At 64.5% G+C, this 18,526-nt stretch carries 19 protein-coding genes; 10 read left to right on the forward strand and 9 right to left on the reverse strand.

Annotated features, from left to right (window positions below; all coding sequences use genetic code 11):
- Positions 1 to 6 precede the first annotated feature (6 nt).
- Positions 7 to 693: a hypothetical protein gene (locus ACIOU8_RS02535; RefSeq protein ID WP_400785485.1), complete on the reverse strand. Its 687-nt coding sequence runs from the start codon at positions 691 to 693 to the stop codon at positions 7 to 9.
- Positions 694 to 708: 15 nt separating this feature from the next.
- Here ACIOU8_RS02535 and ACIOU8_RS02540 point away from each other — a divergent pair, with 15 nt between their 5' ends.
- On the forward strand, positions 709 to 1,152 hold the full coding sequence (locus ACIOU8_RS02540) for a universal stress protein (protein WP_400785487.1): 444 nt from the start codon (positions 709 to 711) through the stop codon (positions 1,150 to 1,152).
- A 55-nt stretch (positions 1,153 to 1,207) separates the two neighbouring features.
- On the opposite strand, the gene ACIOU8_RS02545 is transcribed toward ACIOU8_RS02540, so the two are convergent.
- Together ACIOU8_RS02545 and ACIOU8_RS02550 are read right to left on the reverse strand one after the other, a co-directional pair.
- A complete protein-coding gene (locus tag ACIOU8_RS02545) occupies positions 1,208 to 1,687 on the reverse strand; it encodes a universal stress protein (protein ID WP_400785489.1) in 480 nt (159 codons plus the stop codon).
- 70 nt (positions 1,688 to 1,757) lie between these two features.
- Positions 1,758 to 2,213, reverse strand: a complete 456-nt coding sequence (locus ACIOU8_RS02550; protein WP_400785491.1) for a pyridoxamine 5'-phosphate oxidase family protein — start codon at positions 2,211 to 2,213, stop codon at positions 1,758 to 1,760.
- Positions 2,214 to 2,370: 157 nt separating this feature from the next.
- Here ACIOU8_RS02550 and ACIOU8_RS02555 point away from each other — a divergent pair, with 157 nt between their 5' ends.
- Positions 2,371 to 4,875 carry a phosphoketolase gene (locus ACIOU8_RS02555; RefSeq protein ID WP_400785493.1) on the forward strand — a complete coding sequence of 835 codons (2,505 nt, stop codon included), beginning with the start codon at positions 2,371 to 2,373 and terminating at the stop codon, positions 4,873 to 4,875.
- 24 nt (positions 4,876 to 4,899) lie between these two features.
- Here the strand turns inward: ACIOU8_RS02555 and ACIOU8_RS02560 are convergent, their stop codons facing one another.
- Positions 4,900 to 5,553 carry a response regulator gene (locus ACIOU8_RS02560; protein ID WP_400785495.1) on the reverse strand — a complete coding sequence of 218 codons (654 nt, stop codon included), beginning with the start codon at positions 5,551 to 5,553 and terminating at the stop codon, positions 4,900 to 4,902.
- Positions 5,554 to 5,732: 179 nt separating this feature from the next.
- Between ACIOU8_RS02560 and ACIOU8_RS02565 the strand changes: the two genes are divergently transcribed.
- The gene (locus ACIOU8_RS02565) at positions 5,733 to 6,335 is read left to right on the forward strand and encodes a pyridoxamine 5'-phosphate oxidase family protein (protein ID WP_400785497.1); all 603 of its coding nucleotides are present in this window, start codon (positions 5,733 to 5,735) and stop codon (positions 6,333 to 6,335) included.
- A 167-nt stretch (positions 6,336 to 6,502) separates the two neighbouring features.
- Here ACIOU8_RS02565 and ACIOU8_RS02570 read toward each other — a convergent pair whose 3' ends face one another.
- Entirely contained in the window at positions 6,503 to 7,090 is a 588-nt protein-coding gene (locus ACIOU8_RS02570; RefSeq protein ID WP_400785499.1) for a universal stress protein, read from the reverse strand.
- A 399-nt stretch (positions 7,091 to 7,489) separates the two neighbouring features.
- Here ACIOU8_RS02570 and ACIOU8_RS02575 point away from each other — a divergent pair, with 399 nt between their 5' ends.
- The 5 genes from ACIOU8_RS02575 to ACIOU8_RS02595 all read left to right on the forward strand — a co-directional run bounded on the left by ACIOU8_RS02575 (position 7,490) and on the right by ACIOU8_RS02595 (position 13,113).
- Positions 7,490 to 9,094 (forward strand): GAF domain-containing protein, encoded by a 1,605-nt coding sequence (locus ACIOU8_RS02575; RefSeq protein ID WP_400786858.1) that lies wholly within the window; start codon positions 7,490 to 7,492, stop codon positions 9,092 to 9,094.
- Complete coding sequence (locus tag ACIOU8_RS02580) at positions 9,091 to 9,738, forward strand: response regulator (RefSeq protein WP_400785501.1); 648 nt, start codon at positions 9,091 to 9,093, stop codon at positions 9,736 to 9,738. Before ACIOU8_RS02575 ends, ACIOU8_RS02580 begins: the two co-directional genes overlap by 4 nt.
- A gap of 303 nt (positions 9,739 to 10,041) precedes the next feature.
- Entirely contained in the window at positions 10,042 to 10,623 is a 582-nt protein-coding gene (locus ACIOU8_RS02585; RefSeq protein ID WP_400785503.1) for a flavodoxin family protein, read from the forward strand.
- Positions 10,624 to 11,106: 483 nt separating this feature from the next.
- The gene (locus ACIOU8_RS02590) at positions 11,107 to 12,165 is read left to right on the forward strand and encodes a zinc-dependent alcohol dehydrogenase (protein ID WP_400786860.1); all 1,059 of its coding nucleotides are present in this window, start codon (positions 11,107 to 11,109) and stop codon (positions 12,163 to 12,165) included.
- A 102-nt stretch (positions 12,166 to 12,267) separates the two neighbouring features.
- Complete coding sequence (locus ACIOU8_RS02595; protein WP_400785505.1) at positions 12,268 to 13,113, forward strand: class I SAM-dependent methyltransferase; 846 nt, start codon at positions 12,268 to 12,270, stop codon at positions 13,111 to 13,113.
- 12 nt (positions 13,114 to 13,125) lie between these two features.
- On the opposite strand, the gene ACIOU8_RS02600 is transcribed toward ACIOU8_RS02595, so the two are convergent.
- The 3 genes from ACIOU8_RS02600 to ACIOU8_RS02610 are packed head-to-tail and all read right to left on the reverse strand — an operon-like array spanning position 13,126 to position 16,316.
- The gene (locus ACIOU8_RS02600; protein WP_400785507.1) at positions 13,126 to 15,477 is read right to left on the reverse strand and encodes an ATP-binding cassette domain-containing protein; all 2,352 of its coding nucleotides are present in this window, start codon (positions 15,475 to 15,477) and stop codon (positions 13,126 to 13,128) included.
- A 24-nt stretch (positions 15,478 to 15,501) separates the two neighbouring features.
- Positions 15,502 to 15,912 (reverse strand): VOC family protein, encoded by a 411-nt coding sequence (locus ACIOU8_RS02605; protein ID WP_400785509.1) that lies wholly within the window; start codon positions 15,910 to 15,912, stop codon positions 15,502 to 15,504.
- A gap of 5 nt (positions 15,913 to 15,917) precedes the next feature.
- Positions 15,918 to 16,316: a helix-turn-helix transcriptional regulator gene (locus tag ACIOU8_RS02610; RefSeq protein WP_400786862.1), complete on the reverse strand. Its 399-nt coding sequence runs from the start codon at positions 16,314 to 16,316 to the stop codon at positions 15,918 to 15,920.
- A 182-nt stretch (positions 16,317 to 16,498) separates the two neighbouring features.
- Here ACIOU8_RS02610 and ACIOU8_RS02615 point away from each other — a divergent pair, with 182 nt between their 5' ends.
- Positions 16,499 to 17,098, forward strand: a complete 600-nt coding sequence (locus ACIOU8_RS02615) for an HdeD family acid-resistance protein (protein WP_400785511.1) — start codon at positions 16,499 to 16,501, stop codon at positions 17,096 to 17,098.
- A 67-nt stretch (positions 17,099 to 17,165) separates the two neighbouring features.
- On the opposite strand, the gene ACIOU8_RS02620 is transcribed toward ACIOU8_RS02615, so the two are convergent.
- Positions 17,166 to 17,930, reverse strand: coding sequence for an SDR family oxidoreductase (locus ACIOU8_RS02620; protein ID WP_400785513.1), 765 nt, complete (start codon positions 17,928 to 17,930; stop codon positions 17,166 to 17,168).
- Positions 17,931 to 18,050: 120 nt separating this feature from the next.
- Between ACIOU8_RS02620 and ACIOU8_RS02625 the strand changes: the two genes are divergently transcribed.
- Positions 18,051 to 18,524: an NfeD family protein gene (locus ACIOU8_RS02625; protein ID WP_400785515.1), complete on the forward strand. Its 474-nt coding sequence runs from the start codon at positions 18,051 to 18,053 to the stop codon at positions 18,522 to 18,524.
- Positions 18,525 to 18,526 lie beyond the last annotated feature (2 nt).

Below are 18,526 nucleotides of genomic sequence, written 5' to 3' on the forward strand. Positions count from 1 at the left end.
CTTTTCTCACCGTGCGCGTTCTTCGGCGCCAGACGGGGGCCGAAGGTCCTCTCGACTCCGGTCCGCCGCCACCGCAGGTGACAACGAGGCTCGCGGGAACCAGGCTGCAATTCCGAGCATCGCCATCACGATCACCAGTTGGGCAATGCCTGTGGCGAAGTAGAGCGCTTGCAGCCAGGACATGCCGCGGACCATCCCGGTCTCGGTGAAGATCCAGACGATCATGCCGAACCCCGCCACGGCCGACCAGAGCAGCGCAGACTCTCTGCGCGCCAACAACAGTCCGGCTGCAAGCGCTGGGGATCCTCCGACCACGCCGATGAGTATCGCACCGGGCCATACGAACGATCTGAATGGGCCGTCGTCGAGAAAGGACTGAGGCATTCCGAGCCCGGCCGTCGCGATGAGGCCGATCCCTCCGGCGAATGCGGATACGGCCTGGAAGATCGCCAGCGCGATCAGCACCCACAAGGACACCAGCCGCAATCGGTCGATCATGGCGCTCCAGCCTTCGAATCGAGGTGTGTGTTGTGGAATCTGCAAACGCTGACCTGGGCCGGGGATAATCCGGTCGGCGAACTCATCGACGCCTCGATGGTATGCGACCTGCTCGTCATCGGAAGCGACCACCGCCATCCGTCGAAAGGGCACCGACGCGGTCTGCACGGTGTCCGCATAGCGGCGGGCGCTCATAGTCCGGTTGCGCTGGTGCCCGACATCGATCTCACCGACCGCAGCGGCGTTGTCGTGGGCATCGACGGATCAGCTGATTCCGAGCGAGCTCTCGAGTTCGCCGCCGAGGAGGCTGACAAAGCGGGCGACGTACTCACGGCTGTGACGACATGGACGACCGTTCCGCTGCCTTTGGGCATGCACGGCTATCCATCGACCTACCTGTCAGGGATGCAGCAGGCGGCAGAAGAGACACTCGCCATCGCACTGGCGGGCATCGGGCAGAAGTATCCGGACCTCGTGGTCCATCGCGTGGTGGAAAGAGGAAGTCCCGGTCTGACGATCAGCGACCGGGCAACGGAATCCCGACTGGCGGTGGTGGGGTCTCACGGGCGAGGAGCGATCGCTCGCTTTCTTCTCGGGTCCACGAGCGAAGAAGTCCTCGTCCGCCTTGCGACGGCCACCGTCGTGGTCCGCTAGTGGCATCCCGCGGGCGACGCGACGCACGCACTGCGTCGAGCATCGTGGCCAGGTCTCAAGAGTCCAGGGCTTCGTCGGAAGATGACCGAGAGGACTCGCTGTCGACCGCCTTCTTCGTGTGGACGATCAGCACGGGGCAGTGGGCGTGTTCCGCGCAGGCCGCGCTGACCGATCCCAGGAGGAGCCCGACGAATCCGCCGTGTCCGCGGCTGCCGAGCACCAGCATCGATGCCTCGCTGCTGAGACCGATCAGGGTTCGCGCGGCCGATCCGAGCAGCACCTCACTGGTGAGGTCGTGCGGTGGGTTTCCGGCAAATGCTCCTTGGATCGTTTCGTCCAGAGCTTCGCGGGCGAACTCAGAGGGTGACCACTCGATCGCCGAGTACGGATCGATCGGGGGAGCGGTCCAGGTCGTGACGACGTGCAGAGGCTCCTTGAGCGCCTTACCGAGACGTGCTGCGTAGCGGAGGGCGTCGATAGACGATTCAGATCCGTCCACTCCGACGACGATGCGGTGTGAGTGTGCGTTCGACATAGCTTCACGATCCTGCTCTTGGCTCTGCGCCACTGGGCCAAAGGTCACACGCAGAAGATCGGCGTCGGCTCTACTGTGTGTCCTCAGCGTCACCCTTGACGGACCAGGGCGCGCTCGGCACCTCAAGATCGAAGACCCTGCCGCGAACGTCGGATGCCTCGATACGCACCCAGCGGTCTTTCTCTTCCGGGGCCCAGGGGTGTATGCCCAGTCGTTCTGCCGCGAGTACATCGGCGTCTCGGTCGAACTCCTGGGCTCTCCCTTTCACCACTACGCTGAAGGCTTCATGCTCGTCGTACCCGTCGATCTCGAAAGCGACCGACTCGCGGATCGTCAGCTCGAGAAGCTTCGTTCCTGCCGAGGTGCGGAAGATGATCGTTCGTCCGTCGGTCTTGTGGTTGATCGGGAAGATGTCGATCTCACCGGCCGCACCGCAGGCGATCCGGCCGTAGGGGGCTCGAGCGAGACGTTCCCAGCACTCATCCTCGCTCAGCTGTCGTGTCGGTGAGCGTTCGATCTCGGTCATGATTCTCCCGTCCTGAGAGGTTCCGGTCTCGCTCTCATCGTGCCCCGGGGCCTCATCGAGCCGGGGGACCAAGGTCCCGTCATCGCGTGGGCTGTGTTGGCACCGGCGAGGGACCTTCGGCTCTATCCCGAGGCCGTCCCCGGGCAAGACTGCGTGCATGGACGCATCTCGGACTTCCTTGCCCGCGCAGACCGAGAGTCGGGTCGACAACGCCGCCACATCCGCGTGGCCCCACGGAACCGGAGGCCACCCTGCGGCGTCGACCCTGGAGGTTCTGAACGCCTGGTGGCGGGCGGCGAACTATCTGTCCATCGGGCAGATCTACCTTCTCGACAACCCGCTTCTCCGCGAGCCTCTGAGGCCCGAGCACATCAAGCCTCGACTCCTCGGGCACTGGGGAACGACCCCGGGACTGAACTTCATCTACGCCCACCTCAACCGAGTGATCCGGGAACGCACTCTCCACACGATCTACATCGCCGGGCCAGGACACGGGGGACCAGGAATGGTCGCGAACGCCTACTTGGACGGCACGTACAGCGAGGTCTACAACAGCATCGACCACTCCGAGGACGGACTGCGCAGACTCTTCCGCCAGTTCTCGTTCCCCGGAGGAATCCCGAGCCATGTGGCACCGGAGACTCCCGGGTCGATCCATGAGGGCGGCGAACTGGGCTATTCCCTCTCTCACGCGTACGGCGCCGCATTCGATAACCCCGACCTTCTCGTCGCTGCGGTCGTCGGAGACGGCGAGGCGGAGACGGGGCCGCTCGCAACGAGCTGGCATGGGAACAAATTCCTCGATCCGGTGCACGACGGCGTCGTCCTACCGATTCTTCATCTGAACGGGTACAAGATCGCCAACCCGACGGTGCTCGCACGTATCCCTGAGAAGGAGCTGCTCTCCCTGATGCGTGGGTACGGGCACACTCCGTATCTCGTCTCCGGCGGGTTTGACGGTGAAGACCCGATGGACGTGCATCGACGTTTCGCGCTCGTGCTGGACGACGTGCTCGACCATATTGCACAGATCAAGGCGGATGCCGCGGCCGGTGCTCTCCACACCCGGCCGGCATGGCCGATGATCATCCTGCGCACGCCGAAAGGGTGGACATGTCCGCGCGAGATCGACGGGCATCCGGCGGAGAACAACTGGCGCTCACACCAGGTGCCTCTACGTGATGCGCGTGACACCGAAGCGCACACGCAGCTGCTCCAATCGTGGCTGCTGTCCTACCGGCCTGAGGAGCTCTTCGATCAGAACGGCGCAGTCGCTGAGTGGGTGACGGCACTGGCTCCAGACGGAGAGCTCCGGATGAGTGCGAACCCGGTGGGCAACGGCGGACTGCTGAGGAAAGAACTACGACTCCCGGACTTCCGCGACTACGGCGTCGACGTGCCGAGCCCCGGCGCCACGGTGAGCGAGGCCACCCGCGTCCTCGGAGGCTGGCTTCGGGACGTGATCACGGCCAACCCCGAGAACTTCCGCATCTTCGGTCCCGACGAGACGGCATCCAATCGGCTCGATGCGGTCTTCGAGGTGACCGACAAACAGTGGAACGCGGAGTCGCTGCCGATGGATGCCGACAATCATCTGTCGCGCACCGGCAGGGTCATGGAGATGCTCAGCGAGCACCAGTGTCAGGGCTGGCTCGAGGGGTACCTGCTGACGGGACGCCACGGCGTCCTCAACTCGTACGAGGCGTTCATCCACATCGTCGACTCGATGTTCAATCAGCACGCCAAATGGCTGAAGACCACCCGGAGCATCCCCTGGAGGCGGCCCATCTCCTCCTTGAACTACCTGCTCAGTTCACACGTCTGGCGCCAGGACCACAACGGACTCTCACACCAGGACCCCGGATTCATCGACCATGTCGTCAACAAGAAGGCCGACGTCGTACGCGTGTACCTCCCGTTCGATGCGAACACCCTGCTCTCGACCTACGACCACTGTCTGCGCTCACGCGATTACGTCAACGTCGTCGTCGCGGGAAAGCAGCCTGCACCGAACTGGCTCGGGATGGATGCGGCGATCGAGCACTGCACCCGTGGGCTCGGCATCTTCGACTGGGCGGGCTCCGAACGTGCTGGCGAGGAACCGGATGTGGTGCTCGCTGCGGCGGGCGACGTGCCGACCTTGGAGGTCCTCGCGGCGGCGTCCATCCTGCGCCAGCGACTTCCGTCCTTGAAGGTGCGTGTGGTGAACGTCGTGGATCTCATGCGCCTGCAGACCGAGGGTGAGCATCCGCATGGCCTCGGCGATCGAGAATACGACGCGATCTTCACCATGGACAGACCCGTGATCTTCGCCTACCACGGATACCCGTGGCTGATCCATCGTCTGACATACCGTCGACACGGCCACGACCAGCTCCACGTCCGCGGGTACATCGAAGAAGGAACGACGACCACCCCGTTCGACATGGAGATGATGAACGACCTCGACCGCTTCCACCTCGTGATGGACGTGATCGACCATGTGCCCCGCCTCGGACCCCGTCAGGCTGTCCTGCGTCAGGAGATGCAGGACGCGCGCGTGCGAGCTCGGGCCTACACGCGGCTCCATGGAGAAGACGCACCTGAGATCAGGAACTGGCAATGGCCGGAGCCAGAGCGATCGGCAAGAGATGATGTCCGCGATGAAGAGCGGTCGATCTGAACCGGATGAGAAGTACGACAGCACCTACGGGGCGCGATGGTCGCACGCGCGGCTGGCTCTCCCGGCCTGAAGCACCGCCGCCTGCGTGCGCCGCTCAAGGCCCAGTTTGTTCAACAGAGATGAGACGTAGTTCTTGACGGTCTTCTCCGCGAGGCCGAGCCGGTCGCCGATCTGTCGGTTTGAGAGCCCTTCGGCGATGAGGGCGAGGACCTCCTTCTCGCGCATGCTCAGAGCACCGAAGCGAGGGTCGGCAGTGTCGGCACGATCGACGGTGCCAGCGACATGCCGCACCATCGAGGGTTTGATCAGTCGCTGTCCCTGCGCGACAGCTCGGATCGAGCGGAGTAGTTCATCGGTTCGGAGCGTCTTCACCAGGTAGCCGGCCGCGTCTCCGAGAACGGCAGCGAACAAGGCATCGTCATCATCGAATGCGGTGAATATCAGGCACTGCACCTGCGGGTGCGTCTGGCGGATCTCACGACACAGATCGATGCCGCTGCCGTCGGGGAGGTGCACGTCCAAGACCGCCACATCCGGCAGAGTCGTGGCGACGACCGTTCGCGCATCGTGAACCGTTGCTGCTTCACCGACGACGCTGAGATCAGACTGCGTCCCGAGGAGATCCGCGATCCCGCGCCGCACCATCTCATGATCGTCTACGAGAACGATCCGGAACATGTCGTCCTCCGATCCCCTCACACTGATGGGTAAGCACAGAGTACAGCTGCGCGGTGACGCACCCTCGGGACTTTCGACCCTGCTCACAGCGAGGCGTGGCGATTGAATGGACGCGTCTTGACCAGCGACGACGACACGTCCTCGACTGATGCGAAGACCGGATGCGCAGGAGACCCGCCATGGCGAACGATGACCCCAACCCGTACTACCGGGATACACCGACGGCGCCGGAAACGGCTGCGTCAGCAGGCGTGGAAGAGATCGGAACGGCCGCTTGCTGGAAACTGATCGAGGCGAACTCGCTCGGGCGCCTTGCGATTCAGAGCATTGACGGTCGCCCGGATCTGTTCCCCCTGAACTACCTGGTGCACGAGGGCAGCGTGTTCATGAGATCGGCGCCCGGGACCAAGCTGAGAAGTCTTGCTCGGCATCCGGATGTTGCTCTCGAGATCGACGGGGTGGATGGCGCCTTCCGGTGGAGCATAGTGATCCGGGGACACGCGACGCGCATGGACAACGACGCCGACATCGAAGCCTCCGGAGTTCTCACCCTTGAGTCAAGAAGTCCCACCGCGAAGCACAACTACGTGCGCCTCGTCCCCGACACGGTGACGGGCCGCCGCTTTCGGGTCCGCAGTTCCTCCTCGACGCGGAGGACCGGCTCATCCTCTTCCGCGTCGGGTAGGCGCGCACCTGACGAACACGTCGATCATGGTGCACCAGGGATGCGGACGGCGGATAAGCCGCAACCCATTCCGCATCTTCCGCCCTGGGGTGGATAGCGCGTCGACGCTCCGGCATCGCACCCGAGAGGGTCGTGGTCAGCCGCCTCTCATGGGGCTTCACCGTTCGCCGGGTGTGGGGCCTTGGCAAACGAGGAAGGGCGGCGCCGAGGGGGGACGTGGGCAGGGGTGGTGCTTCGGGCATACCACCCCTGCCCATACGAGCGTCAGCCGTCAGCGGCTGCAGTGAGCCGCACGACGAGGACAGGGGCATCGATATTCACCAGGACGTCGTGCGTCACAGCGCCGAGCGCGTGCCCGGCGCCACGTGGGTGCCCTGCCCCTACGACGAGAAGTGCGGCGTTACGCGAGGCGTCGAGCAGTGCCTCCGCGGGCGGGCGGTGCGTGTAGCGCGTGCGAACCACGGTGTCCGCATCGACCAGGCTCTCCACGGCAGCGACGCGAGCCGCCATGATCGCGCGCGTTTCGACCATCGCGGGAATCACCCCGCTGAAGGACGAGTGGATGAGCTCGATCGGCTCCTGTCGGGCACGCGCCTCACGGGCCGCTGCGCCGATGATTGGATGCATGAGGTCGTCGTCCTTCACACCGGCGACGATTCCCTTTCTGAACCGTAGATCGATGGACGGGATCACTGCCACGCTACACTGCACCTCGGCAGCGATCTGCAGACTCACCGTGCCGAAGACACGGCTGTAGATGAAGCCGGTCTTGCCCGTGCCGATGACCAGAACGTCGTCGACGGTCACGAATCGTGCGAGCGCTTCGGGAACCCTCCCGACGATATGGACCATGTCCGTTTCCTTTGCGCCTCGCACAGGACCCTTCGGTCGATACGTCGCTTCACCACCGACGTGCACCCTCACCAACGGAACGCCAGCACTATGGGCGTGGGTCTCAGCCCACCGCCCGGCGGCGACCGCGTCGGAATCGCCGACGCCAAGTACATATCGAGCGGGCATGTGTGCATCGCCTTCACAGATCAGATCGGGCACTCACACGATGGTGCGACTCGCACCACTGCCTGCGCAGAGGCGAAGGTCCCGCGGGCTGTGTGTGAGAGTAATGTCAGCACCAGCGGGAGCCCGGAAGGGAATGTGATGACCGACGATCACCTCCAACGGCCTGGCCGGAGCCGAACGGATCGAGAGCACACGATCGGGGAGTCGTTGAATCGTGCGCATCTCGTCCTCATGGATCAGGGACGACTGAGAAGCCTTCTGCGCGCCAATCAGGCTGTGGTGGAGGACATCGAACTCGAGCATGTGCTCCGTCATATCGCTGAAGCAGCCGTCGCCCTCGTGGAAGCGCAGTACGGCGCGCTCGGCGTCATCGACCGCGACGGAGGCCTCGAACAATTCATTCATGTGGGCATGAAGGAGGAGGTGGCCCAACAGATCGGGCATCTTCCGGAGGGGCTGGGCATTCTCGGGGCAGTCATCGAAAGCGAACATCCGATCCGGCTCGACGATCTCGGAGAAGACTCGCGGTCCGTCGGATTCCCCGCACATCACCCGCCGATGCGCAGCTTTCTCGGGGTGCCGATTCGCGTGCGAGGTGAGATCTACGGAAATCTGTATCTCACGAACCCAGCCGCAGGCTCGTTCTCGGAAGAGGATGAAGAGCTCGTGCTCGCCCTCGCATCGACAGCGGCGATCGCGATCGACAACGCGCGACGCTTCGAGGAGTCCCGCAGGCTGCAGCGGCTGAGCGGTGCACTCGCGGAGATCAATGCTGCACTTCTGTCGCCCGACGCGGGAGACGTTTTCGGTGTTCTTGCCGAACGCGTTGCGATATTGGTCGACGCCGATGTGGTGTGCATCGTGGTGTCGGATCCGCTCACGGAGGACTACCGCATAGAGACCGCCCGCGGCTCCGGCGCCGAATCTCTCGAGGGGGCCGAGGTACCTGCCGATACTTCCCTGATCTCAGCCGCGATGACCGGCGGAGGTGTCGTAGTGGCCGACGGAGTTACGGGGATTCTCTCGGAGCAGCAGCAGGACAATGGCGGATCGACCGTGGCCGTGCCACTCATCGTCACGGGTGCACCTGTCGGTGCACTATGCGTGACACGCGATGAGAGCGGTCGTCGGTTCTCACCCGAGGACCTTTCCACTCTTGCTGAGTTCGCAGCGCAGGCGGGGCTCGTCCTCGCGCTTGCCCAGGCCCGGGGCGATCGCCAGCGTTTGGATCTCATCGAAGAGCGCGCTCGTATCGCGAGAGATCTTCATGACAACGTCATCCAGCGGCTGTTCGGCACAGGTCTTGGCCTGCAGGCGCTTGCCGCACGGTTGCCTGCACACGCTGCCGCCATCAGTGCCCAGGTGGCAGAGATCGATGCTGCGATCGCCGATTTCCGGACTGCGATATTCACTCTTCAGACCTCCGACCCCGAATCCGTTCGACATCGGCTCATCGACGTAGCGAACGACCTCGCGCCGCTGCTTCAGAGTCCGCCCCGAATCGCTTTCGCAGGCCCCGTCGATCTGCTGGTGACAGGAAGCCTCGCGGATGACATCATCGCGGTGGTGCGAGAAGCTCTCAGCAACGTGGCTCGTCACGCCCATGCACACAGCGTCGAGATCAGCGTCTCCGCCACCGCGTCGCTCGTCACAGTTCTCGTGGAAGACGACGGAGTCGGGGTCCCCGAGAAGCTGCCTCGGTCCAGCGGTACTGCGAACCTCCGCATGCGCGCGCACGCGCATGGCGGTGCGTGCGAAATAGAGCGGCGAAGCGCGGGAGGCACGCGGATACGCTGGCGCGTGCCGCTCGGATCGCCGTCGCAGGGATCCTCATGACGCGGGTCTTCCTCGTGGACGATCATGAAATCGTTCGCCGCGGCATCGCGCAGATCATCGATGCAGACCCAGGCCTGGAGGTTGTGGGGGAGTCCGGCACGGTGCAGGGGACTCGCGGCCGTGTCTCAGCGACGATCCCGGACGTCGTCGTCCTCGATGTGAACCTTCCTGACGGCAATGGGGTAGATCTGTGCCGACTCATTCGATCCGACCACCCCGAGATCCGCTGCCTCATGCTGACGGCATTCGACGACGATGCTGCAAGCATCGCGGCGGTGATCGCAGGTGCATCCGGATACGTGCTCAAGTCGATCCGTGGAACGGACCTCGTCGACTCGATCCATCGTGCAGCGCGGGGCGAGAACCTCATCCCCACGGAAGTCTCCGAAGGCGTGCACCGCAAGCTTGAGGCTCGAGTAGCGGGTGCTCAATCGCCATCAGTGGAGTTGACTCTCAGAGAGCGCCAAGCGCTGATGCTGATCGCGGAGGGGCTCACCAACCGTCAGATCGGTGAGCGTCTGGGCCTCGCCGAGAAGACCGTCAAGAACTATGTCTCGGGGCTCCTCGCCAAGCTCGGCATGCAACGCCGCACCCAAGCTGCCGTGTTTGCGACAGAAGAGAAGAAAGGTCGCGCCCGCCCGTAGACCGAGCGGCGGTCGGCTGTGCCAAACGCTCCAGAGCAAGCGGGGAGCCAGATGAGCACGAAGGGGCGGGTAGGCGGCCCAAGGACCCGACGTCACCACGTCAGCCGGGGGACCTTTGGCACTGCCCGGTGAGTTCGTGAGAGGAAACGATGAAAGGAGGGGACACCATCGCTGCTGAAGGAGCACCATGAACGACTCGATCTTCACCGTCCTTCCACCCCTGCAGGTTCGGCCCGCTGACCTTGCGCTCCCGCCCACCCAGCCCATCGATATCACCGCTCTGATGCACGAGGAGAAGGAATCGTGACAGCGAACAGCTCGCCGACCCCGGGGCCGATGATCGCGATCGTCTACGAATCGCTGTTCGGCAATACTCGTCTCATTGCAGAGACGATCGCGGACGGCATCCGAGAACAGCACATGCCGGTGACCGTCGTGCCCGTCGCGAGAGCATCCGCGCTCCCGGAATGCGATGTTCTCGTGGTTGGCGCTCCCACCCACGCACACTCGTTGAGCAGTCCGGCATCACGCACGGAAGCCGAACGATGGGCGCACAATCCCTCGAGGCGCCTGGCGCTGGAGAATGGGAGTCTGATCACAGGGGTCAGAGAGTGGATCGAGCTGCCGCCCGCCGCGCGTCACGGTTATGTGGCGTTCGATACTCGTGTCGACATGCCCCGTATCTTCACCGGCGCTGCGTCATCCGCGATCGGTAGGCGGTTGAAGAAGCACGGGCTGCTCGAGGTACTCCCAGCGGAGAGCTTCCTCGTGGATAAGGACAGTCGTCTTCTCCCGGACGAGCATGACCGCGCACTGCGCTGGGGCCGTGAGATCGCGACAACAACGCGGGCGCTGACAGGCCCCTCGACGCGCGTGCACATGTGAACGCCACGAATACGCGTCACGCGCGGACGACCTCAGGCGCAACCCTCGCCTTCACCGGCGACCTCGGCCGATCCGACGACCCGCTCATGCGCGCACCGCAGCCGTTCGGAGGAGCGGACGTGCTCGTCACAGAGCCGACCTATGGAGATCGCCGAGACAGCACGGTCAATCCCGAAGATCAGCTGCGTGACATAGTGACACGCACGGCCCATCGCGGGGGAGTGGTGCTGATCTTGGCATCCGATCATCGTCTCCGCGAGCGGAATGCTGCCGATCAGGGCCGAGGTCGCGACGATCGATGCGATGTCCGCTCATGCTGATGCCGGCGATCTCATCGCCTGGATGAAGGGGGCTCCGCGTCCGCCCCAGGCCGTGTACGTCACTCAATGGCTTCGCCGACGCTGCGTCGAAGGACCTTCGACCCGATTGGCGCGCCTGCTCAGCGAAAGACTTCGAGCGTACCCAGCCCGTCAAGGAGGAATGATGCGAGCAGCAGTTGTCTCAGAGTTCGGTTCACCGGCGCACGTCGACGAACGTCCGATCCCACAGCCCGGTGCGGGGCAGGTCTTGGTCCGTTTGGAAACCTGCGGTCTCTGCCATACCGATATCCACGCCATGCACGGAGATTGGCCAGTGAAGCCGAACCTGCCTCTGGTGCCGGGTCACGAAGGAGTGGGGATCATCGAGCAGATCGGCGACGGGGTGACCGGCCGTACTGTCGGGCAGCGCGTGGCGATGCCCTGGCTCGGTCACGCGTGCGGAGAGTGCCGCTACTGCGTCAGCGGCCGAGAGAACCTCTGCGAGCACCAGTACAACAACGGCTACGCCGTCGACGGAGGATTCAGCGAGTACATGCTCTCAGACGCGCGCTTTGCGACTCTCGTTCCTGACGGCGTCACCGCGCTCGATGCCGCACCTCTCACGTGCGCCGGAGTCACGACGTATGCAGCGATCAAGAATGCGCACGTCATCGCGGGGGAGACGGTCGTCGTCTTCGGTGTCGGCGGACTCGGGCATCTCGCTGTTCAGTACGCGCGCCTGGTGGGTGCGAAAGTCATCGCCGTGGACGTGACGACGGAGAAACTCGAGCTGGCCACAGAGTTGGGCGCGGATCACGTCGTCAACGCACGGGAGACGGATCCGGTCCAGGCTATCCGGGATCTCGGTGGGGCTGACGTCGTCGTTGTCCTCGCCGTCGCCCCGCCTGTCTTCGATCAGGCGTTCAATGCGCTGAATCGCGGGGGCCGGCTTGTTCTCGTCTCACTGCCAGCAGGAGGGGAGCTGACCATACCCGTCTTCGACACGGTCCTGAAGGGCATCAGCATCATCGGCTCCATCGTCGGTACCCGACAGGATCTCGCCGAGGTGTTCGCTCTGCACGCCGCCGGCCGAACCAGGGTCGTCACGGAGACGCGCGAGCTGCAGCAGGTGAACTCATCCGTCGACGAGGTGCTTGCAGGGACGGTGCCTGCTCGACTCGTGTTCCAGTACCACACAGCAGATGTCGTCCCGGTCCCAGAACCGGCTGCGGCAGCTCAGTGACGGCTCGGGAGGGGAGTCAGCGCAACCACCATGACCTGACATAATGTGCATTATCGGCGTTAGTGCGATCGCGGGGATCGAGGCGATAGATAGGCTCGTCACGTGAACGGAAGCAACGTCGAGATCGACTGGGAAGCCGCACGCAGCGCGAATCTGCAGAACTGGGACGATCGCGTCCCGTTGCACGAGGAAGCATACGGATTGGACGCTTTCGACGAGCCAAGCCACCTCAGCGACGTCGTGAGCGACGATCTGCCGGTGCTCAGCCGTTTCGTGCGTGGTGGGACTCTCTCAGGACTGAACCTCTGCCATCTGCAGTGCCACATCGGCACCGACACCGTCTCGTTGGCGCGTGCCGGAGCGACCGTGACGGGCGTCGACTTCTCGGAGCCGGCGCTACGAGCCGCAGAGGCGCTCGCGAACCGCGCAGGGGTCTCGGCCACGTGGGTCCAGACCGACGTCCTCGATGCGAGCAACGCGGTTCCGGGCGCCTTCGACGTCGTCTACACGAGCATCGGGACGATCTGCTGGCTCGAGGATCTCGACCGCTGGGCGACTCAGATCGTCGCACTGCTGCGCTCGGGTGGCACGTTCTTCATCCGCGACGGTCATCCCGCGTTGCTCGCTCTCGACGAGGATGCGGGAGACCTCACGACGCGCTACCCGTACTTCGGAGATGGTCGTGCCCAGCAGTGGGACGACGAATCGACGTACGCCGGAGACGGAACGGTCGCACATTCCCGGACCTACGAGTGGCCGCATCCACTCTCCGAGATCCTCGGTGCGCTGCTCCGTGCCGGGCTTCGCCTGGTCCATTTCGATGAGGGACGGACGCTCCCCTGGCAGTTCAGCCCGCGAATGGTCGAGGTTCCTCGTGGCTATGCGTGGCCCGAGGCGGAACGCAACCTCATCCCCTGCACCTTCACGATCGTCGCGCGCAAGGACTGAGCGGCGCCTCCCCTACGCGCCGACGTACTCCGCCAGGTGCTCCCCCGTCACCGTCGACTTGGCCGCGACGAGATCCGCGGGAGTCCCCTCGAAGACGACTCGACCCCCGTCGTGGCCTGCGCCAGGGCCGATGTCGATGATCCAGTCGGCGTGTGCCATCACGGCCTGGTGGTGCTCGATCACGATCACGGTCTTGCCCGACTCCACCAGCCTGTCGAGCAGCCCGAGGATGTTCTGGACGTCAGCGAGGTGGAGACCGGTGGTGGGCTCGTCGAGGACGTACGTGTCGCCCTTCTCCCCCATCTGGATCGCCAGTTTGACGCGCTGACGCTCACCGCCCGACAGCGTCGACAGCGGCTGCCCAAGGGAGAGATACCCCAGGCCGACGTCCTCGAGGCGACCGAGGATCGTGGCTGCCGCGGGAAGCTTCGCTTCGCCGTCAGAGAAGAACGTCCGCGCCTCGGCGACGGGGAGATCCAGCACCTCGGTGATGTCCTTGCCTGCGAGCTTGTACTCGAGGACGGCAGCCTGGAACCGCTTGCCGCCGCAGTCCTCGCAGGGCGTCTCGATCGTGTCCATGAAACCGAGCTCGGTGATGATGACGCCTGCGCCCTTGCACGTCGGACACGCTCCCTCCGAGTTCGCACTGAACAGCGCGGGCTTGACGCCGTTGGCCTTCGCGAATGCCTTGCGAATGGGTTCGAGCATGCCGGTGTAGGTGGCGGGGTTGCTCCGTCGCGAGCCCTTGATCGCGCCCTGGTCGATCGCGACGACGCCCTCGAGCTTCGATACAGAGCCGTGGATCAGAGAGCTCTTGCCCGAGCCGGCGACGCCGGTGACCACGGTGAGGATGCCTGTGGGGATGTCGACGTCGACGTTCTGCAGGTTGTTGGCGGTGGCGCCGCGGATCTCGATCGCACCGGTGCTGCTGCGCACCGACTCCTTGAGCACCGCTCTGTCGTCGAGATGATCACCCGTGCGCGTGCCACTGGCCTTCAGCCCGTCGACTGTCCCCTCGAAACAGATCTCCCCTCCTGCGCTCCCGGCGCCTGGGCCGAGGTCGACCACGTGGTCGCCGATCACGATGGTCTCGGGCTTGTGCTCGACGACCAGCACCGTGTTGCCCTTGTCCCTCAGGCGTAGCAGCAGCGTGTTCATCCGCTGGATGTCATGCGGGTGGAGGCCGATGGTCGGCTCGTCGAACACGTAGGTGACATCGGTGAGAGACGACCCCAGATGGCGCAGCATCTTGATGCGCTGTGCCTCCCCACCGGAGAGCGTTCCGGAGGGCCGCTCGAGACTCAGGTATCCCAGGCCGAGGGTGACGAACGCGTCGAGGTTGGCGCGCAGGGCCTCGATCAGCGGAGCGGCACCGGGAAGCTCCAGACCACGCACCCACAGGGCGAGATCGGTGACCTGCATGCGGCAGGCATCGGCGATGCTGATTCCGTCGATCTTCGAGGACCGGGCCCCCTCGGTCAGACGCGTGCCGTCGCACTCGGGGCACGTCGCGAATGTCGCGACCCGCTCGACGAAGGTGCGGATGTGCGGCTGCAGGGCATCGAGGTCCTTCGAGAGCATCGACTTGGTGATCTTGGGGATGAGCCCCTCATAGGTCATGTTGATGCCCGAGATCTTGACCTTGGTGACCTCTCCGTAGAGGAAGAGCAGGCGCTGCTTCTCGGTGAATCCGGCAACCGGCTTGTCAGCCGGATAGAAGCCCGACCCGGAGAACCCCTTCACCATCCATCCGTCCGCGGTGTACCCGGGGACCATGATCGCCCCTTCATCGAGGGACTTCGACTCATCGACGATCTGGGAGAGATCGAGATCGGACACCGCTCCCCTGCCCTCGCACCGCGGGCACATCCCGCCGAGGTAGATGGCGTCCTTGACGATCTTCTTCTCGCCGCCCGGCCCGGTCATCACTCCACTGGCCCTCTGTGTGGGGATGTTGAAGGAGAACGCGGTGGGGCCGCCGATGTAGGGCTGCCCCAGCTTGCTGAAGAGGATCCGCAGCATCGCGTTCGCATCGGTGACCGTGCCGACCGTCGAACGTGGATTCGCCCCGAGTCGCTCCTGATCGACGATGATCGAGGTCGTGAGCCCCTCGAGCACGTCGACGTCGGGGCGTGGCACCGACGGCATGAATCCCTGCACGAACGCACTGTAGGTCTCGTCGATCATGCGCCGGGACTCGGCGGCGATCGTGTCGAAGACCAGCGAGCTCTTGCCCGACCCCGAGACGCCGGTGAACACCGTGAGGCGACGCTTGGGGATGTCGACGCTCACTTCTTTCAGATTGTTCTCGCGCGCACCCTGCACGCGGATGAAGTAGTGGCCGTCGGCGGGGTGAGTCGTCATGAGGATCCTCGAGTGGAGACCGGCTCAGCCGGCCCGGTTGATTCGGAGCAGATTGCCCGCGGGGTCGCGGAAGGCGCAGTCGCGCACCCCGTACGGCTGGTCCATGGGCTCCTGGACGACGTCTGCGCCGCTGTCGACGAGCCGCTCGAACAGGGCGTCGAGATCGTCGCTGGCAAGCGTCAGCGCGCCGTAGCTGCCTTTGGCGATGAGCTCGAGGATCGTCTGACGCTCGGCATCGGTGATCCCAGGGTCGGTGGCAGGCGGGTGCAGCACGATCGACGTCTCGGGTTGTCCTTCCGGACCGACCGTGAGCCATCGGAGGCCGTCGTAGCCGACGTCGTTGCGCACCTCGAAGCCGAGGGCGTCGCGATAGAAGCCGAGAGCTGCCTCGGCGTCGGTGTGCGGGAGGAACGCGTAATGGATGCTGATGTTCATGGGTTTCACGTTAGGTCCGCACCCGTGCGCGGCGCTTCTTGATTCCTGATCGGTCTGATGACGTGCTTCACCTGAAAGTTGGGGATGCCGTCGATATCGGCTGCGCGCTCACGATACACGCGAGGTGGGACACCGACCAGCTCGGTGAACCGGGTGCTGAAGGTGCCCAGCGATGAGCAGCCCACTTCTAAGCACACCTCGGTGACGCTGAGGTCGCCGCGGCGCAGCAGCGCCATGGCCCGCTCGATCCGTCGCGTCATCAGATACGAGTACGGCGACTCTCCGTAAGTCTCTTTGAACCGTCTGCCGAGATGCCCCGCCGACATGTGTGCGCCGCGCGCCAGAGCCTCTACATCGAGAGGTGTCGCGTAGTCGCGATCGATGCGATCCCGCACCCCGCGCATCACGACGAGCTCGCGGAGCCGCGCGTCATCGTCCGGGGTCACGTGTCGAGTGTGCCATGACGCTCGGTATCCGCGTGTGAACGTTCACGACATATCGATACTGTCCTCCCCCCTTTTCGGCTTCGAGAGCGCTACTCTGTGACCATCCCTCACAGGATTTTCTCAGAAAGGGGTCCCCAACCATGTCTGATTCACTCGCAACCGAAGCGAAGTCACTGTTCAAGTCCATTCGCGTGGTGCTGGCGGTCTCGGGCGTCATCGCCCTCATCGCCGGTATCGTCCTGCTCGTCTGGCCGGCCAAGTCGGCCGTGATCGTCACCGGAATCTTCGCCACCTACCTCGTGATCGCAGGTCTCGTCTATATCGGCCTCGGTATCTTCTCGAAGGTCAAGGGCGGATGGGCTCGAGTCGGCCACATCGTGCTCGGCCTCGTCTACATCGTCGCCGGCGTGATCGCGTTCGCGAATCTCGGAGTCGCCGCGGCGACCCTCGCGCTCGTCGTCGTCATCTTCATCGGCATCAGCTGGATCGTCGACGGAGTGGTGGCGCTGTCGCTCCTCGGACAGGACGGCTCACGGGTCTGGACGCTGCTCTATGCACTGCTCAGCATCATCGCCGGTATCGTCGTGCTGTTCTCCCCGCTGTACGCGGCGGCGGTGCTCTGGCTGGTGCTCGGCATCTCGCTCGTCGTTCTCGGAATCGTGCAGATCGTCCGCGCGATCACCCTCGGGAAGGACGCGAAGGACTTCGTGGCCTCGGCGAAGGCCGACTCCGCGATCTGACTCGCCTCGCAATGCAGAGAGCCCCGTCCTTTCGGACGGGGCTCTCTGCATTGCGCGTCCCGAAGTTTTACTCCGCTGCGAAGGCGCTGACGTCGCCGACCAGTCGAGTGTTGTCGGCGGGAACCCCGTCGACCGCCGCACGTGCGACCTCTGCCGCGAACTCCGAGACGTTGTAGAGCTTGCCCGCGGACTCCCGACGCTCGGCGATCGCGCCGGGATTGGCGCGCTCGAGCAGCGTCGCCGTGATGGTGCCCTCGATCATGTCGCCGGAGACGACGGTGAACCCGATGCCCTTCTCGGCGAGGCCCGGGATGCGCTCGCGGAGCGCGTCCTCTCCGGCACGCTTCGACAGCGCGACCGGCTCGTACTCGGGCATCGTGGGCGTGGTACGGATGAAGTGGGCCTGGTGGCTCGTGACGAAGACGACCCGCGAGCCGTCGCCGAGCAGCGGGACGGCCGCGTCGAGGACATTGATCTGTGCGTCACGGTTGAGGGTCAGGGCGTAGTCCTCGGCCATCCCCGATTCCATGCCCCCGGATGCGTTGAGAACCAGCACGTCGAGGCGGCCGAACTCGGCGTTCACCGCATCGAACATCTCGCCGACCGACGCGGGGTCGGTGAGGTCGGCACCCACGACGAGCACGCGGCGTCCGAGCTCGCGCAGCTGTGCAGCGAGCTTCTCGGCGCGCGGGGCCTTGTTTCGGAAGTTGATGACCACGTCGGCACCCGCCTCAGCGAGGTAGCGCACGGTGTCGGCCCCGATCCCCCGAGACGAGCCGGTGACAAGGGCGACCTTGCCGTCGAGAGAACCTGCGGGAAGAACGTCGGTCACGGTGACTCCTCTGATGCGTGAATCGCCGTGATGACACGGCTCTTTCAGACTATCAAGCCGGCCCCGTCGAGCCGGGCCACGGCTCATGCTGCGTGATAGGTTGACCGCAAAGGAGGCCGCATGGACAACTTCGCGACATTCGTACAGTTCATCGACCAATGGGCATGGATCGGGTGGCTGATCCTGATCGCCATCTTCCTCGTGATCGAGATGCTCACTCTCGACTTCACCTTCCTGATGCTCAGCTTCGGCAGCGTCGTCGGACTCGTCACCGACTTCGTCGGCATCCCCGTGTGGGTCCAGGTGCTCATCGCAGCCGCGGCCGCCGCCCTCTTCATCCTGTTTCTGCGTCCGCCGCTCATCAAGCGGCTGCATCGCGGTGAGGATCCGACGAAATCCAATGTCGACGCACTCATCGACCTCAGAGGCACCGCCCTGCAGGACGTCACTCAGATCTCGGGTCAGGTGAAGTTGAGCAACGGCGACACCTGGACCGCCCGTACCGCCGGGGCGGTGCCGATTCCCCAGGGCTCACCGATCGCAGTGATCGCGATCAACGGCGCGACCGCGACCGTCCGTCCCGTCAACGACTAGGA

This window comes from Microbacterium sp. NPDC087589 (assembly GCF_044743635.1).
In the GTDB taxonomy this organism is placed as follows: domain Bacteria; phylum Actinomycetota; class Actinomycetes; order Actinomycetales; family Microbacteriaceae; genus Microbacterium.